Below are 15011 nucleotides of genomic sequence, written 5' to 3' on the forward strand. Positions count from 1 at the left end.
AAGGCGATCTTGAAATAACAGGGTCTGACATCAGCCAAATCAATCGCAGGTTCAAAATTTCTTGCGCAATCGATCTGGAAATCAGCGTGTCAAGCAACCAATTTTGCCTTATGCTCGTTGTTTGAGAAATATTATTGGCCGAATGCCTGGAGTAGGAAATGTCCGCAAGCAGTCCGATAAAGATGACCGGATCGGTCAAGCAGATGGACCCGATCTGGCTCGCAATCCGCGCCGAAGCCGAGGAGGCTGTCCGCAGCGAACCGCTTTTGGCGACGTTCCTTTATACGACAATTCTCAACCATCAATCGCTGGAAGAAGCGGTCATTCATCGCATTTCGCAACGGCTCGATCACCCGGATGTGGAATCGGAATTGCTACGCCAGACCTTTACGGCGATGGTTGAGGCAACGCCGTCCTGGTCACAGATCCTGCGCGTCGATATCCAGGCCGTTTATGATCGTGACCCGGCTTGCGACCGGTTCATGGAACCCGTGCTGTATTTCAAGGGTTTCCAGGCAATCCAGACGCATCGGCTTGCCCATTGGCTATGGAAGGAAGGGCGGAGAGATTTTGCGCTCTACCTGCAAAGCCGTTCCTCCTCGGTTTTCCAGACCGATATCCACCCGCAGGTTCCCATGGGACAGGGAGTGTTCTTCGACCACGCCACCGGTATTGTCGTCGGCATGACCGCTGTCATCGAAGACAATGTCTCGATCCTTCAGGGTGTCACGCTCGGCGGTACGGGCAAGGAAACCGGCGACCGGCATCCCAAGATACGTCATGGCGTTCTCATCGGCGCCGGCGCCAATATTCTCGGTAACATCGAGATTGGCCATTGCTCCAAGGTTGCCTCAGGCTCCGTCGTGCTAAAACCCGTTCCGCACAATGTCACTGTTGCCGGCGTTCCTGCTCGTATTGTGGGTGAAACAGGCTGTGCCGAACCCTCGCGCGCCATGGACCAGCTGATCACAAATTTTGACTGAATCGCGGCTCTACGGGTCTCGGCGCTCCAAGGCGATCGCAATCAACCCTTTACAGGGGCGACTCTCGCATGCCAAAAGCGCCTGAATTTCATATGACAGGAGACCTCCGTGAAACCCGAAGAACTGAAGAAACTCGACAGCTATTTCAAGCGGACATTCAGAAATACGGAACTCACTGTAAAGGCTCGTCCACGCAAGGATGATTCTGCCGAACTCTATCTCGGCGACGAATTTCTTGGTTTGATCTACAAGGATGAGGACGAGGGTGAACTCTCCTACAATTTCTCGATGGCCATCCTCGAGATGGATCTCTGAGTCTCTTGATCGAGTGACGCTGTTGGAGGCGTCACTTCTGCCCTTTGAGATGGGCTTCGGCAAATGTTCGTATTTGCTGATCCAGCTTTTGCCAGTCTCCAAGTATTTCCCTTGGAAAGCGATAGGTTAGCTGCAAATCCTCACCAAGAAATATATCCCGCTGGCACGATGCAAGGTTGGTCTTCGAGGTTTGCTCGTCAAGACATCGGGCAACGAATGGCAACCGGCCTGCCTGTTCCGCCGAAACCATCAGTTCCTCATTTACAAAGCCACTGTCGGCTCGTAACTTCTGTGTCGTCAAACCAGCCGGACCCTTCGAGCCGGGACCCTCGGTCAGGGTGCTATAGATCGGACCGTATCGCCCCGACATATCCTGCGAGGTGGCGCGCGGCTCGAAGGTCAGGAATAGGAGCCGCTTTTCCGGCCCCGCACTATTGAAATCCGACAGGAACGCCGGCTGGTAACCCAGCATGTCCGGCCAATGCAGGTATAGGTCGACGCGTTCGGCATCGCCGTTTCGGCGCTGCCTTTCGAAGCGGATCGTGTTTGCCGGAACCTCAAGCACATTGTTGCCAATGACGATCTCCCGAGGCTTTGTGTCTTCCGTATGGCCGCCAAGCGAGATCGTGTGGCCGAGGTAATGGCCGGCGATGGTCAAACACAATGATACGAGCGCCAGCGTTGCGATGGCATAAAAGACGCGTCGCAGCAGCGCGCTGCCAAAAATTGGCTCTATTCTCTGCGCTCGATACTGCATGACTTTCGGGCCCCGCCTTGAGTGCACTCAACTTAACGCGACATGTGCTGATTTATGGTTAATCGAAAGTGAAGGTGGCCTCGCCAAGCCTTCCGCCCTTCGCTAAGCTTGCCGAGCGAATCCAGGGAGAAGCCATGCCGATTTTCACGCTTGACGGACATTCACCGGAATTTGAGCATCGGGCGTCCAATTGGATAGCGCCTGACGCTACCATTGTCGGCAAGGTATTCCTGGGTGAGAACGCCAATATCTGGTTCGGTGTGGTCCTGCGCGGCGACAACGAGTTGATCCGCATCGGTCGCGACACCAATGTTCAGGAACATACCGCCATGCACACTGATATGGGCTATCCGCTGACTGTTGGCGAGGGCTGCACGATTGGACATCGCGCCATGCTGCATGGTTGTACCATCGGCGATAATTCGCTGGTCGGCATTGGCGCTATCGTCCTGAATGGCGCAAGGATTGGCAAGAATTCCTTTGTCGGCGCGGGCGCACTCGTTACCGAGCGCAAAGAGTTTCCCGACAACTCACTCATTGTCGGTTCGCCGGCGAGGGTCATACGGACGTTAGACGAGGCGGCGATTGAGGGCCTCAGGCTTTCGGCAGCGCATTATGTCGAGAATGGCCGACGCTTCATGCGAGGCCTGGAAATAGACTGACAGCAAAAAGCCGCCTCCAGAGCCGGCTTTTTTGTGTCGGAGTTCCTATTTGATACTGCCGACCAGGAGCTGGCGCTCGTCATTGATCGAGACCCACGCGCCGGTATTGTTCGCGGCCTGACGCTTCAGATAGTCGTAGCTAGTTTCGTTCCACGGCTTTATGCGCAGTTCAAGGTTGTCGAGAACGTAATCGCCGCGATCCGTGCGAACGGTGAGAACCGCATGGCCTTCGCCGTTCATCTGGCGAACGACAGTGATCAGGAGATCACTGATTGGCACACCGCTCTCGTTCAGCAGCTTCCGCTTCAGAAGGACGTAGTCTTCGCAATCGCCGACGCTCGTCGGATATGACCAGACTTCCGCCTTGCCCCAGATATCCATATCTGTCGCGGGCTGGATCTGTGCATTCACCTGGCTGTTGATCTGAACCATGAGATTCCAGATCTTCGGCGTTAAATGAGCAGGGCTGTCATCGCTGCTCTTTATATTGCACTCGTTTCTGTAGGCCTGACAAAATTCGTAATGTCCGATCGGCTGAGACGTACGTCCGCCTGTCTTCATGAATGCCATGCTCGAATCGGCTTGTGCGGTCATGCACATCAAAAAGAAGGCCGCTCCAAGCAAGATTGTACGTTTTATCATTTCCCGTCGTCTCCCCGGTTGAGGCGACAATGGCAGAGAGAGTTTGACCGAGCGGAAATGTCGATGAGTAAATATGAATCAAGTTAGTAGCAAAAAATAAACTAATTAGACTATAACTTAGTATTAAGATATATTACTGTTTTATTTAAATGTGATATATATTGTATTTATAGAAATATAATAGGATTAAGCATTCATTGATGCGAATATTTAGTGATTTATAATGGCTTAATGCCTCATCGACCATTGGCGATGTTTCGCCAGCTTTCGGTGGCAATTTCGTCAAAAAAATATCCGGGATGTAAAAAATCACAACGAAATGCAGTCGATTGCATCGGGCTGGACGAATTTATCAAGAGAATAGAGGGATTTACCCTTCAAAAGCGATATCGATCGCTTCGCGGCTTTGCACTGTCGCGAATTCGATTGCGATGCCTTCTTCGAAATGACGCACCACGCGGCCACGCATGGAACCGAGGATAACCTGGCTGTTCAGGGCAGGGCGCATGCGCAATTCAACGGCCGCTCCCGATATGGAAAGATCGAGGATACGGCAAGGATATTGCCTGCCATCGGCCATAGATAGCGTCGAGATGGGGTTGCGCGGCGCGATGCGCTGGTGACGCCGGTCTTCCGGCATGTCCAGTTCATGTTTATTGGCGAGCCACGTCAGTTGCGCGGCGATCTTGTTCTTCTTGCGATCCGAAGCGGTCAGCGAAACCTGAAATCCGCCATTGACCATGCGCTCGATGGTGCCTTCTACGCGGCCGATATGATCAATGTAGGCAACAACCCGCTCTCCATTATTCGCCATCACATCCGTGGTGATAATGACATCGCCGGGGGACATTTCATCGATCTGGCAGACATGCTCGGTACGATCCTCCAGCATGAAGCGACCGTATAGTTGCACTTTCACGCTATAGTACTTGCCCGCGGCGGCAAGATTGGGGCTCGAAACGTCACGGTATATTTGCATGAAGGCTGTCCAGATATGGGAATCGACAGTGTTTGATGGTGAAAGATTACGTCACAAGTCTTAACGCGAAGGTAACGATGACGACCGTTGCTTAGAAATTGCTAACCTAGTCGCTGGTTCTTCCGCCATCGAATACGAGCAGATGCCCGACCTTGCGGCTGATGATCGTCCGCGCGGCGGGCAGGGTTGTGGATGCCGTATTCTCCGGAGCCGTGAGAATGGAATCACCGGGCAAACCGCGTGCCGGGTAACGCGGATCGATGATCGAAATCGATTGGAGGCGGTTTTCGACAACAGGATCGGATTCGAGCCAGAAAGGCCTGCCAAGGGAAATGACCATCCCGATTAGATGCCGTTCATTGGCTTCGCTGGCGAGTGGCAAAAGAATCAACTCGAACAGGGCTCTGCGGCCACGAGTACTTTTACCTTCGTAAGTCAGCTGCACGACCGACTTGTTCGTCATGCTGTTCTTGATAAGGCGTACGATATTGCTGCGGTCTTTTAACTGCCAGAACGAGGCAAACGATGCGCCCCTCAATTCCCGGCCATAGACCGAACATATGCGTGTTCCGGCGAGGCGGAAGCGCGGCTCGCCCGGTCCGATTGCCTGGACGATAAAGGTATCGGCAAGATATTTTCTGATCGAGGCGGGTGCTATCTCCCGGCGCTCCGGCGCGGCGCGAGTGCCGCGCAGCCTGTTCCAATAAGCAAAAAGCTCGCTTGTTCCATCATGCCGCATAGGATCATCTGCTTTCGGCGCTCAACGCGATTCTTCTTGTCGTCCCGACTCTGTCACTGACAATCCGCTGACGCCACCAAAGATGACATGCTCTCCACCGCGGCAGTCGATTAAGGTTAACAAGTGGTTTCGATTGAGTCGTGGGCGGCGCTGTGAGACAGTGCTTTCACTAGAGTTTGCATGATCAACTATCCTGAAATTCGAGGCTGCCCAGACCCACTGGGTGGCCTTTTTTCTGTTCATGGGCTTTGCACCCGAGACCCGAACCAGATAGCGTTCCGCAACTAGCAATAAAGGCCATGAACAAGCATGAACGATTCAGCGGATATCCGGAACCGGTCCACCAAGGGCGAGCCGATCTTCAATATTCCGGGTGTCATACTGGCCATCATGGCCGTGTGCGGCATTGTGTTCGTTCTGGAGACCTATGTCCTGAGTGACGAGCAGACCAACGCATTTCTTTTGAATTTTGCGTTCATTCCGGCGCGTTTTTCAGAATATGGCGGGTTCGCGTCGCCGGCCGCCTGGCTGACAACCGTGACCTACTCACTGATGCATGGGAGCATCGCCCATATAGCGCTTAATATGATTTGGCTGGCCGCCTTCGGGTCACCACTGGCGGCGCGGATCGGTCCGCTGCGGACGGCGCTGTTCTGGATCGTAACGTCGATCGCTGCTGTGATGACGCATTTTGCGGTCCATCCGGACAGCATCGCGCCCTTGGTCGGCGCTTCAGGTGCCGTTTCCGGCATGATGGGCGCGGCGGCGCGTTTCGGTTTCCGCCGCTCTCCCTTGCGCAATTCAGCTGCCTTTATGGGCGATATCCTGCCAATCGGGGAGGCGCTTCGCATGCGAACCGTACTGACCTTTCTCGGTGTGTGGTTTGTCACCAACATTCTTACCGGAATGCTCTCCGTCGGCGTCGATAGTACTGCGACAATTGCCTGGGAAGCGCATATTGGCGGCTTTCTTGTCGGCTTCCTTGGCATTTCCTTGTTCGACAAAAGTGACAGCGGTCGAATGGATCCGGAATTGATGGTATAATTGCAAAATAGTTGCAATAGGCAGCGCATACGCGCACCATGAACTAGATCATCGGACGTATCCGGGGGATGCGATGGTCGAGAAGCAATGTGCAAGGAGGATGTACATGACTGTCAAACTGATTCTCGAACGAAAAGGCTATGACGTATTCAGCACGGCGCCGGAGACGACGCTCGGCGATGCAATTACGATCCTCGCAAAGCACAAGATCGGCGCAATTGTCGTTTGTGACGGGAACAATGCCATCAAGGGCATTTTGTCCGAGCGCGATGTTGTCAGGCAGCTTGCCGCACAGGGTGCCGATGCCTTGTGGAAGCCGATTTCGGAAAGCATGACCATGAAGGTCAAGGTCTGCAGTGAGAAGCACACGATCAATCAGGTCATGGAAATCATGACGCAAGGCCGGTTTCGCCACCTGCCCGTGGAAAAGGACGGGCGTCTGCACGGAATTGTCTCGATCGGTGACGTCGTCAAACTTCGCATCGAGGAAGTGGAGCGTGAGTCGGAAGAGATCCGCAGCTATATCGCTACTGCCTGAAGCGGTTCAAAAAACGAGTTTTTGCATGCGCTCCAGTTCGCCGAGGCGAGCCATGGTCTCTTCATAACCGAGTTTGATCGCCTCGTCGGCACGATGGAATTCGGCGAGGCCAACATGACCGATCTTCGGCATCAGCATGATGTCAGGCGGATCGCCTGCCATGCGTGCACGTGAAATGCGGTCCTGGATGATGTTGAACGATTCCATCATGACACCGGTGATGCCCAGCCGCTTAGAGTAGGAAGGGTGGGAGCGCACTGCTTCGCCATCGCCTGAGCCAGGATTGGGCGCCTCCGCTGCGTGCTTGATGACAGCGGCACGGCCAAACTGGTCATAATGCAGGTTGACGGCGACAACCAGCGGATGTTCGTAAGACCGGCAGACCGCGACGGGAACCGGGTTTACCAGCGCACCATCGACGAGTGTCCTGCCATTGCATTCAACAGGCTCGAACACGCCGGGCAGGGCATAGGAAGCCCGCATCGCGGTTATCAGGCTGCCGCGTGTCAACCAGATTTCATGACCGGTGTTGATCTCGGTGCACACGGCGATAAAGCGCTTTGGCAGATCTTCAATAGCCAGTTCTTCCAGGTGTTCGCGCAGGCGGCGATCGAGTTTCATGCCGCCGAAAAGGCCATTGCCCCGAAAGCGCAGGTCAAGCAGGCTGAAAAGGCCCCGCTTGGTCAGGCTGCGGGCAAAATCCTCAAGCTGGTCAAGCTTGCCACCCAGATAGCAACCGCCAACAAGGGCGCCGATCGATGTTCCGGCAATCATCGAAATTTCTATGCCAGCCTCATCAAGGGCGCGCAGTACGCCGATATGAGCCCAACCGCGAGCAGCACCGCCACCAAGCGCGAGCGCAATCGGTGTCTTGCTGTCGCGAGGCTTTTCCGGTGTGATTACTGGCACATCCGGAGTGTTATCAATACCGATCGGTTCTGCCGCGCGCATCCGGCGCGATGCCCATTCGAGCATAGCATATACTCCTGAAACACTGCTCTTTCACTATTCCTATGTATTGGTATCCAAAGGATGAATATTGCGGATTTGTGACCCCTTAGCCAACCAATGAAATGGGATTACAAAAGACGATGATGGCGGTTGCGAGGCATAAAGGTTTTCCTGACCATTATTGTCCGTATGGCTAGGTCGTGAACTCATTGTGGGGTCGAAATGGTGTGGGGCCATCTTTTCGGATAGAAGGAGCTGAGGTGATGGAGGCGCCATTGTCGATTTCTGTGGTGAGTTCATGGCCCAAGAAGGCCTCTATTTGGTCTCTAACTGCATTACCAATGATGATGTTCCATCCGTCGTGACAATCTGACGATAAAAACAAGAGCGGCGTCCGGTATGGCAGGTTGGGCCATCGCCGGCGACGGTTACTTTCAGCCACAGGGCATCCTGATCGCAGTCGGTGCGCATTTCGACTACCGTCTGCAAATTTCCGGATGTCTCGCCCTTTTTCCAGAGGGATTTGCGCGAGCGCGACCAATAATGGGCGATGCCGGTTTCCAGAGTCAGCTTCAGCGCATCGGCATTCATGTGCGCGACCATCAGCAGTTGGCCGTCACGGGCATCTGTAACGACCGTTGTTATCAACCCAGACGTATCGAAGCGCGGTGCGAACACCGCGCCTTCTTCATTGTCATGTTTGTCGCTCAGGGAAGCGGAGAACAAATCGTTCGGCATAATACCAATTCTGGAACTACCGGCCCCTGACGAGTGTCATGAACCGTACCTGCTCGTTGATTTCAGTCTTGAACGATCCGGTAAAGGTCGTCGTGGTGGTCGTCGAACCGGCTTTACGGATGCCGCGCATAGCCATGCACATGTGTTCTGCCTCGATCATGACCGCAACACCGCGCGGGCGCAGCGATTCCTGGATTGCATTGGCAATCTGCGCCGTCATGCTTTCCTGCGTCTGCAGGCGATGCGCGAACATGTCGACCACACGGGCGATTTTCGACAAGCCAACGACCTTTTCTCCGTCGGGCAGGTAGGCTACATGCGCCTTGCCGATGATCGGCACCATATGATGTTCACAGTGCGAGAAGAAAGGAATATCCTGAATGAGGATCATGTCCTCATATCCGGCGACTTCCTCGAAGGTACGGCCGAGCACGTCGGCCGGATCCTGCGCATAGCCGGAGAACAATTCCTTGTATGTGTTGGCCACTCGTTGCGGCGTATCCAGCAGACCTTCGCGGTCCGGATTGTCGCCAGCCCAAAGCAGTAGCGTACGAACGGCTGCTTCGGCTTCTTCCTGGGTGGGGCGTCGATTATTATCCTGCTTGGCGGCTGCCGATTGCAGGACTTTGATTATAGCATCCATCGCGATCTCCCGTAGCCGCCCTCAAAGGAGCGACGAGTTAAACGGCAATACACGATAGTCGCTCCATGGGAACGGACGGTGTATTGAAGGCAAGCTGGAAGACGTTTCCAGCCCCGACTAACACAATATAACGCGTCGCGAAAATTTAATACATGCGACTTTGTGCTAGTGCGCTTCAATACTATATAGAGATTGAAATCGGGATTCATAGGGTCAAAACGATGCACAATGGCGCGTTCGCGTTAAACACTGTGTCGAATAACGGGCATTCATCATGATCAATGACGTCTACAATACGCGTATTCTGGAGTTTGCCGGAAATATCCAGCGGCTCGGGCGCCTCGATCAGCCGGACGCGTCAGCCACCGCTCACTCAAAGCTTTGCGGCTCGACTGTTACCGTCGACCTGAAGGTGAACGATGGCGTCGTTTCAGATTTCGCCCATGATGTGAAGGCTTGTGCGTTGGGGCAGGCTTCGTCATCGATCATGGCGCGGCATGTCATCGGCGCGACGGCACAGGAACTGCGCGACGTCAGGGACCGAATGTTCAAGATGCTGAAGGAAAACGGTACGCCGCCGGAAGGCAGGTTCGAAGATCTGAAGTTTCTTGAGCCGGTGCGCGATTATAAAGCGCGTCATAATTCCACGATGCTGACCTTTGACGCCGTGGTGGATTGCCTTGATCAGATCGAGAAGAAAAACGCCGAAGCCGCAGCGTAGACCAATGTCTGAAGACCCTGCACACGATCATACAACAAAAATTGTCAGCAAATATTCGCGTAACTGGCAAGGATCCTGGCAGAAAACGCCCGGACGTCTGTTGGGGACAGGGCTGATCAGGCTCTATCAACTTACCTTGTCCGGATTTGTTGGAAATTCCTGCCGCCATATTCCAACCTGCTCGGAATATGCTTACGAATCCGTCGCCCGATATGGCCTGTGGACAGGAGGCTGGATGGGTCTCTTCCGGTTTGTCCGCTGCGGCCCCGGCGGTACGCATGGGCTCGATCCGGTGCCGGCCGAACTGGACGGGCGGTTTGTATGGTATATGCCCTGGCGTTTTTGGAGCCTTCACCGCCCTCAGTCTTGAAGGTTAGGCACTTTACGCCGGACAAAACAGCATTTAGAAGTGCGCCCGCCGGAGCGGTTTCCGGCAAGCTAGATACCACCCGCAATCGTTGGCGGGACTGGATAGGAGAAAATTGATGTCACAAACAGTTGCCAAAACTGTATCCATGCAATTCCCCGATGGCTCAAAGCGCGAATATGACGCTGCCATGACCGGCGCGGAACTTGCTGAATCCATTTCCAAATCACTTGCCAAGAAAGCTGTCGCCTATGCGGTGGATGGCACTGTGCGCGATCTATCCGATCCGTTGCAGGCTTCAGGTGCGATCGAGATACTGACGCGGGAAGATCCGCGCGCGCTGGAATTGATCCGGCATGATTGCGCCCATGTTCTCGCCGAGGCCGTGCAGGAGTTGTTTCCGGGAACGCAGGTCACTATCGGCCCGGTGATCGAGAATGGCTTTTACTACGATTTCGCCAAGAACGAACCATTTACTCCGGATGATCTGCCGGTGATCGAGAAGAAGATGCGGGAGATCATTGCCCGCAACAAGCCGTTCACGAAGGAAATCTGGTCACGCGAGAAAGCGCGCAAGGTTTTCGCCGAGAAGGGCGAGGCGTATAAGGTGGAACTCGTCGATGCCATTCCCGAAGGCCAGGATCTGAAGATCTATCGCCAAGGTGATTGGTACGATCTTTGCCGCGGCCCGCACATGGTCTCGACCGGCCAAATTGGCAATTCCTTCAAACTGATGAAGGTTGCGGGAGCCTACTGGCGCGGCGACAGCAACAATCCGATGCTGAGCCGTATCTATGGGACGGCTTTCACCAACGATGCCGATCTGAACTCCTATCTGCATATGCTGGAGGAGGCGGAGAAGCGCGACCACCGACGTCTCGGGCGTGAAATGGACCTGTTCCACTTCCAGGAAGAGGGTCCGGGCGTCGTATTCTGGCATCCGAAAGGCTGGAAGATGTTCCAAAGCCTCGTCAGCTACATGCGGCGCCGGCTGGACAGTCATGGTTACAGCGAAGTCAATGCACCGCAGGTGCTCGACAAATCGCTGTGGGAAACGTCCGGTCATTGGGGATGGTACCGTGACAATATGTTCAAGGTCACGGTCGCCGGCGATGAAACTGATGACGAGCGGGTATTCGCGCTGAAGCCGATGAACTGCCCCGGCCACGTCATGATCTTCAAGCATGGTCTGAAGTCATACCGCGATCTGCCGGTAAAGCTCGCGGAATTCGGCAACGTACATCGCTATGAGCCATCAGGCGCGCTGCACGGTCTGATGCGGGTGCGTGGATTCACCCAGGACGATGCGCACATCTTCTGCACGGATGAGCAGATGGCTGCGGAATGCCTGCGGATCAACGATCTGATTCTCACGACTTATGCCGACTTTGGCTTCGAAGGCATCACGGTCAAGCTCTCAACGCGTCCCGACAAACGTGTCGGTTCGGATGAGTTGTGGGATCGTGCCGAAGAAGTCATGGGCCAGGTGCTCAAGACGATCGAGCAACAGTCTGGCGGCAAGATCAAGACGTCGATCAACCCGGGCGAGGGCGCATTTTATGGTCCCAAGTTCGAATATGTGCTGCGCGATGCTATCGGGCGTGACTGGCAATGCGGCACGACGCAGGTGGATTTCAACCTTCCGGAACGTTTCGGCGCTTTCTACATCGACTCCACATCGGAAAAGAAGCAGCCGGTGATGATCCATCGCGCCATATGCGGTTCGATGGAACGTTTTCTCGGCATCCTGATCGAGAACTATTCGGGTCATATGCCGCTGTGGTTTGCACCTGTGCAAGTCGTGGTCGCAACGATCACCTCCGAAGCCGATGAATATGGCAAGCAGGTCGCCAAGGAGCTGAAGGCAGCCGGTCTGCAAGTCATCACCGACTTCCGGAACGAGAAGATCAACTACAAGGTGCGCGAGCATTCCTTGCAGAAGGTGCCGGTCATACTTGTTTGCGGGATGCGCGAAGCCGAGGAGCGTTCGGTCAATATGCGCCGCCTCGGTTCGCAGAACCAGACGTCGCTGAAGCTGGACGAGGCGATCCAGCAGCTTAGAAGCGAAGCGACGCCGCCAGACTTGTTACGAGCAGCTGCCGAATAGCGAGTGTGTAAGCAAACATGACAGCGTGGTGGCTTCATCACGCTGTCATATAGTGTTGAGAAAATCCAGCCCGTTTCAATATTCTGCGGAGTCCGCGTGCAGTTTCCAGAGCTTTCTTATGCCAACGACACGCAGACCCGCCTGACCCAATGGCTCATTCGGGCCATCGAAGGCCTTTCCGGTCGCAACTATTATGCCGGGCTCTATAATACTTGGCGGAGCGACATCGTTCCCGCGGGTATCGATGTTTTCTGTCGCATGATGGATCTGATCAACATCCGGCTCGATGTTCAGGACCAGTGGCCACCGCAAAATCTGCCCGATACACCCTTGGTGATCATCGCCAACCATCCCTTTGGCATCGGCGACGGCATCGCGTCTCTGGCATTGGCCGAGCAACTCGGCCGGCCGTTCCGTGTTCTCATCAACAATGATCTGATGAAGGTGCCGGAAATTCGCCCCTATGCGCTTCCTGTTTGTTTCGACGAAACCAAGGAAGCAGTGACGATGAACATGGCGACCCGTCACGAGGCTGTGCGGCTTTTGAAACAAGGCGTGACGATCGTCGTCTTTCCTGCCGGCGGAGTTGCGACAGCGCCCAAGGGCTTTGGCCGGGCAGAGGATTTGCCCTGGAAGATTTTTCCGGCAAAGCTTGTACAGCAAGCCAAGGCATCGGTAATTCCGGTCTATTTTGGCGGACAGAACGGGCGCTTCTTCCACCTCGCGAGCAAAGTTTCGATGACCTTGCGTATTTCGCTGCTGATACGCGAATTTCGCAGATTGTCCGGTAAGGCAATCAATGTGCGGATCGGCCGGGTTATCGGCTGGGAGGAATTGAAGCCGCTGGAAGACCGCAAGCTATTGCTCGAACATCTTTACAATGCGGTTTTCTCGCTGCAGCCCAAGACTTCTTGATAGCGATCAATCGAGCGGCTCTTCGCCCTCGGCCGGTTGGTTCGTCGTTGCTGGTGAGCTTGCAGCTTCGGATGCGATCACTTCAACATCCTGATTGCGGCCTGCAACGACCTTGTAATCGCGCTGGTAGATGCGGTCCTTGTTCTTGGCGATGATGACATACTCGCCTTCCGCCAAGACGATCGAAGCAAAGGCGCCGACGCTTTCCCGCACGATATCGCCGGATGTGGTCAGGACGGACCAGGCAGTATCGGCCAGCGCCTCGCCACCAGCCTCGCGCACGAGCTTCATCGTCAGCAATGCGGCGCGGTGTTCCACGTTGGCTTCGGTGATCTTGCCGGCCTCGACACGGATATCCGAGCGGATCACAGCGTTCGCGGTGCCGTAGTTGGAGACGATCTGGTAGGTGCCGGTATTGAGTCGCACCACGCTATCGGGTTTTACGTCGGGGATGATCAGCGCACGTTCACCGCTCTGGTCAGCATGATCTTCATAGATGGAAAACCGCAGCTGATCGGGCGGTATGCGCCCGCCGCCTGAAAGGGTCGCGTTGAGTTTCACTCCGCCCGCATCGAGGATCATCGTTTCCGTGCGCTTGGCGCGCGTCATGGTGATGCGCTTCGTCGCGCCTGCACGCCCGAAAGCTACGTGCACCAGATAGCTGCCGGGAGCCAGGTTGAACGAGGTTGTTCCGCCCTTGGCGGTCGCCAGCAATGCGAGCTTGCCGTCGCCGCTCGGCTCCGGCGAGAATACACGCCAAACGAGGCCACGCGGGATTGCCTGGCCCTTGTCGGAAAGCTTGGCTGACAACACGAGTTCCGGTTCGTTGGCAAACGGGTTGTTCTCGGGAGCCTTCGGATTGGCGTACCCTTTAAGATTGGGAATATTGGGAATATCGAGGGCCGGGACATCGGGCAAGGCAGGTGCAAGCGCCTGCGCCGATGCGCCGGAGATGCTGGCAAACCCCATGGTCACAAGCAGCAGCGCACATTTAAGAGCCCGAACGAAAATTCGCCGCGAAGGGCTGCAAATGGCGTTTTTCTGCGCTCCGATGCTCACGTACCAAATGTACGCCGTGCGCCGGTGCTCAAAAACCACCATTTTCGCCGCTTCCTGACGAATTTTCGTTTGGGCTCTTAGGGACTTGCCGCCCGTTGAAATAAACTGGAATACACCCATGAAACGGTTTGATCCGAAGCCGATGGCAATTTCAAGGCTTTTTCTTAGCGTGCTACCTTTACTTGGGCGGCGAAACCACCACATTGTCCGCGCAAACGAGTATACGACTTAAATCAGGATCGCCGTTTTAAAACATGGATACATCTGCTCCCAATTCGATCATAGAATTCCTGTCAACCCGCAGTTCAACACCCATCTCGGCCATTGGTCTTCCGGGGCCCTCGGATGATGAAATCCAGACCATGATTCGTATCGCCTCGCGGGTGCCCGATCATGGCCGGCTCACCCCTTGGCGCTTTATTTTGTACCGGGGAGAAGCGCGCGTTCAGATTGGTAAATATCTTGCCGCTCTTGCCGAAGAGCGCGAAGGCCCGCTGACAGAACAACGCCGCGACCAGGAACTCAAGCGCTTTGCCCGCGCGCCATTGGTGATTGGCGTGGTTTTCTCGCCGGTCGAGCATCATATTCCGGAATGGGAGCAGTTCTTGTCTTCGGGTGCTGCGGCGATGAAGCTCGTCCTTGCGGCCAACGCTCTTGGCTATGCCACCAACTGGATCAGCAACTGGTACGCGTCCGATGAAAAGGGCCGCGCACTGCTTGGTCTGGCGCCGCATGAGCGCGTCACCGGCTTCGTCCATATAGGTACTTGCGCCCAGAAGGTGCCGGAACGTCCGCGACCGGAGATCAAGGATATATTGACTGAATATTCGGGCCCGTGGGAAGGCTAGGAC

At 55.0% G+C, this 15011-nt stretch carries 18 protein-coding genes; 10 read left to right on the forward strand and 8 right to left on the reverse strand.

The window, feature by feature from the left end; genetic code table 11:
• Positions 1 to 158 precede the first annotated feature (158 nt).
• Entirely contained in the window at positions 159 to 983 is an 825-nt protein-coding gene (gene cysE, locus N8E88_RS26605; RefSeq protein WP_262293211.1) for a serine O-acetyltransferase, read from the forward strand.
• A gap of 108 nt (positions 984 to 1091) precedes the next feature.
• A complete protein-coding gene (locus N8E88_RS26610; protein ID WP_099999261.1) occupies positions 1092 to 1298 on the forward strand; it encodes a DUF3126 family protein in 207 nt (68 codons plus the stop codon).
• A 31-nt stretch (positions 1299 to 1329) separates the two neighbouring features.
• Here N8E88_RS26610 and N8E88_RS26615 read toward each other — a convergent pair whose 3' ends face one another.
• Entirely contained in the window at positions 1330 to 2055 is a 726-nt protein-coding gene (locus tag N8E88_RS26615) for a hypothetical protein (RefSeq protein ID WP_262293212.1), read from the reverse strand.
• Positions 2056 to 2189: 134 nt separating this feature from the next.
• On the opposite strand from N8E88_RS26615, the gene N8E88_RS26620 reads away from it, so the two are divergent.
• The gene (locus tag N8E88_RS26620; RefSeq protein WP_262293213.1) at positions 2190 to 2717 is read left to right on the forward strand and encodes a gamma carbonic anhydrase family protein; all 528 of its coding nucleotides are present in this window, start codon (positions 2190 to 2192) and stop codon (positions 2715 to 2717) included.
• 45 nt (positions 2718 to 2762) lie between these two features.
• Here N8E88_RS26620 and N8E88_RS26625 read toward each other — a convergent pair whose 3' ends face one another.
• The 3 genes from N8E88_RS26625 to N8E88_RS26635 form a co-directional block, all read right to left on the reverse strand.
• Complete coding sequence (locus N8E88_RS26625) at positions 2763 to 3359, reverse strand: transglutaminase-like cysteine peptidase (protein ID WP_262293214.1); 597 nt, start codon at positions 3357 to 3359, stop codon at positions 2763 to 2765.
• Positions 3360 to 3729: 370 nt separating this feature from the next.
• Positions 3730 to 4338: a PilZ domain-containing protein gene (locus N8E88_RS26630; RefSeq protein ID WP_262293215.1), complete on the reverse strand. Its 609-nt coding sequence runs from the start codon at positions 4336 to 4338 to the stop codon at positions 3730 to 3732.
• A gap of 106 nt (positions 4339 to 4444) precedes the next feature.
• Entirely contained in the window at positions 4445 to 5077 is a 633-nt protein-coding gene (locus tag N8E88_RS26635; RefSeq protein WP_262293216.1) for a PAS domain-containing protein, read from the reverse strand.
• 309 nt (positions 5078 to 5386) lie between these two features.
• Here N8E88_RS26635 and N8E88_RS26640 point away from each other — a divergent pair, with 309 nt between their 5' ends.
• Both N8E88_RS26640 and N8E88_RS26645 read left to right on the forward strand, forming a co-directional pair.
• Positions 5387 to 6121 (forward strand): rhomboid family intramembrane serine protease, encoded by a 735-nt coding sequence (locus N8E88_RS26640; protein WP_262293217.1) that lies wholly within the window; start codon positions 5387 to 5389, stop codon positions 6119 to 6121.
• 106 nt (positions 6122 to 6227) lie between these two features.
• Entirely contained in the window at positions 6228 to 6659 is a 432-nt protein-coding gene (locus tag N8E88_RS26645) for a CBS domain-containing protein (RefSeq protein WP_262293218.1), read from the forward strand.
• 6 nt (positions 6660 to 6665) lie between these two features.
• Here N8E88_RS26645 and N8E88_RS26650 read toward each other — a convergent pair whose 3' ends face one another.
• From N8E88_RS26650 to folE, 3 genes are all read right to left on the reverse strand, one after another.
• The gene (locus N8E88_RS26650; protein WP_262293219.1) at positions 6666 to 7634 is read right to left on the reverse strand and encodes a patatin family protein; all 969 of its coding nucleotides are present in this window, start codon (positions 7632 to 7634) and stop codon (positions 6666 to 6668) included.
• Positions 7635 to 7925: 291 nt separating this feature from the next.
• On the reverse strand, positions 7926 to 8348 hold the full coding sequence (gene hisI, locus N8E88_RS26655) for a phosphoribosyl-AMP cyclohydrolase (RefSeq protein WP_262293220.1): 423 nt from the start codon (positions 8346 to 8348) through the stop codon (positions 7926 to 7928).
• Positions 8349 to 8364: 16 nt separating this feature from the next.
• Complete coding sequence (gene folE, locus N8E88_RS26660) at positions 8365 to 8991, reverse strand: GTP cyclohydrolase I FolE (protein ID WP_112531326.1); 627 nt, start codon at positions 8989 to 8991, stop codon at positions 8365 to 8367.
• Between the two features lie 274 nt (positions 8992 to 9265).
• Between folE and N8E88_RS26665 the strand changes: the two genes are divergently transcribed.
• From N8E88_RS26665 to N8E88_RS26680, 4 genes are all read left to right on the forward strand, one after another.
• On the forward strand, positions 9266 to 9712 hold the full coding sequence (locus N8E88_RS26665) for an iron-sulfur cluster assembly scaffold protein (RefSeq protein ID WP_262293221.1): 447 nt from the start codon (positions 9266 to 9268) through the stop codon (positions 9710 to 9712).
• Between the two features lie 4 nt (positions 9713 to 9716).
• Positions 9717 to 10082 (forward strand): membrane protein insertion efficiency factor YidD, encoded by a 366-nt coding sequence (yidD, locus tag N8E88_RS26670; RefSeq protein ID WP_262293222.1) that lies wholly within the window; start codon positions 9717 to 9719, stop codon positions 10080 to 10082.
• Between the two features lie 115 nt (positions 10083 to 10197).
• Entirely contained in the window at positions 10198 to 12186 is a 1989-nt protein-coding gene (thrS, locus tag N8E88_RS26675; protein WP_262293223.1) for a threonine--tRNA ligase, read from the forward strand.
• Positions 12187 to 12282: 96 nt separating this feature from the next.
• Positions 12283 to 13101 carry a lysophospholipid acyltransferase family protein gene (locus N8E88_RS26680; RefSeq protein WP_262293224.1) on the forward strand — a complete coding sequence of 273 codons (819 nt, stop codon included), beginning with the start codon at positions 12283 to 12285 and terminating at the stop codon, positions 13099 to 13101.
• A gap of 6 nt (positions 13102 to 13107) precedes the next feature.
• On the opposite strand, the gene N8E88_RS26685 is transcribed toward N8E88_RS26680, so the two are convergent.
• Positions 13108 to 14070 carry an RgsD C-terminal domain-containing protein gene (locus N8E88_RS26685; protein WP_262295638.1) on the reverse strand — a complete coding sequence of 321 codons (963 nt, stop codon included), beginning with the start codon at positions 14068 to 14070 and terminating at the stop codon, positions 13108 to 13110.
• Between the two features lie 344 nt (positions 14071 to 14414).
• On the opposite strand from N8E88_RS26685, the gene N8E88_RS26690 reads away from it, so the two are divergent.
• A complete protein-coding gene (locus tag N8E88_RS26690; RefSeq protein WP_262293225.1) occupies positions 14415 to 15008 on the forward strand; it encodes a nitroreductase family protein in 594 nt (197 codons plus the stop codon).
• Positions 15009 to 15011 lie beyond the last annotated feature (3 nt).

The organism is Phyllobacterium zundukense, assembly GCF_025452195.1.
In the GTDB taxonomy this organism is placed as follows: Bacteria; Pseudomonadota; Alphaproteobacteria; order Rhizobiales; family Rhizobiaceae; genus Phyllobacterium; species Phyllobacterium zundukense_A.

Bases quoted from the DNA above. Each gene is read 5' to 3' on its own strand.
- folE (WP_112531326.1), bottom strand. From the start codon at position 8,991: ATGGATGCTATAATCAAAGTCCTGCAATCGGCAGCCGCCAAGCAGGAT.
- thrS (WP_262293223.1), top strand. From the start codon at position 10,198: ATGTCACAAACAGTTGCCAAAACTGTATCCATGCAATTCCCCGATGGC.
- N8E88_RS26650 (WP_262293219.1), bottom strand. From the start codon at position 7,634: ATGCTCGAATGGGCATCGCGCCGGATGCGCGCGGCAGAACCGATCGGT.
- yidD (WP_262293222.1), top strand. From the start codon at position 9,717: ATGTCTGAAGACCCTGCACACGATCATACAACAAAAATTGTCAGCAAA.
- N8E88_RS26640 (WP_262293217.1), top strand. From the start codon at position 5,387: ATGAACGATTCAGCGGATATCCGGAACCGGTCCACCAAGGGCGAGCCG.
- N8E88_RS26690 (WP_262293225.1), top strand. From the start codon at position 14,415: ATGGATACATCTGCTCCCAATTCGATCATAGAATTCCTGTCAACCCGC.
- cysE (WP_262293211.1), top strand. From the start codon at position 159: ATGTCCGCAAGCAGTCCGATAAAGATGACCGGATCGGTCAAGCAGATG.
- N8E88_RS26635 (WP_262293216.1), bottom strand. From the start codon at position 5,077: ATGCGGCATGATGGAACAAGCGAGCTTTTTGCTTATTGGAACAGGCTG.
- N8E88_RS26645 (WP_262293218.1), top strand. From the start codon at position 6,228: ATGACTGTCAAACTGATTCTCGAACGAAAAGGCTATGACGTATTCAGC.
- N8E88_RS26620 (WP_262293213.1), top strand. From the start codon at position 2,190: ATGCCGATTTTCACGCTTGACGGACATTCACCGGAATTTGAGCATCGG.
- N8E88_RS26615 (WP_262293212.1), bottom strand. From the start codon at position 2,055: ATGCAGTATCGAGCGCAGAGAATAGAGCCAATTTTTGGCAGCGCGCTG.
- N8E88_RS26685 (WP_262295638.1), bottom strand. From the start codon at position 14,070: ATGGGGTTTGCCAGCATCTCCGGCGCATCGGCGCAGGCGCTTGCACCT.
- hisI (WP_262293220.1), bottom strand. From the start codon at position 8,348: ATGCCGAACGATTTGTTCTCCGCTTCCCTGAGCGACAAACATGACAAT.
- N8E88_RS26625 (WP_262293214.1), bottom strand. From the start codon at position 3,359: ATGATAAAACGTACAATCTTGCTTGGAGCGGCCTTCTTTTTGATGTGC.
- N8E88_RS26630 (WP_262293215.1), bottom strand. From the start codon at position 4,338: ATGCAAATATACCGTGACGTTTCGAGCCCCAATCTTGCCGCCGCGGGC.
- N8E88_RS26665 (WP_262293221.1), top strand. From the start codon at position 9,266: ATGATCAATGACGTCTACAATACGCGTATTCTGGAGTTTGCCGGAAAT.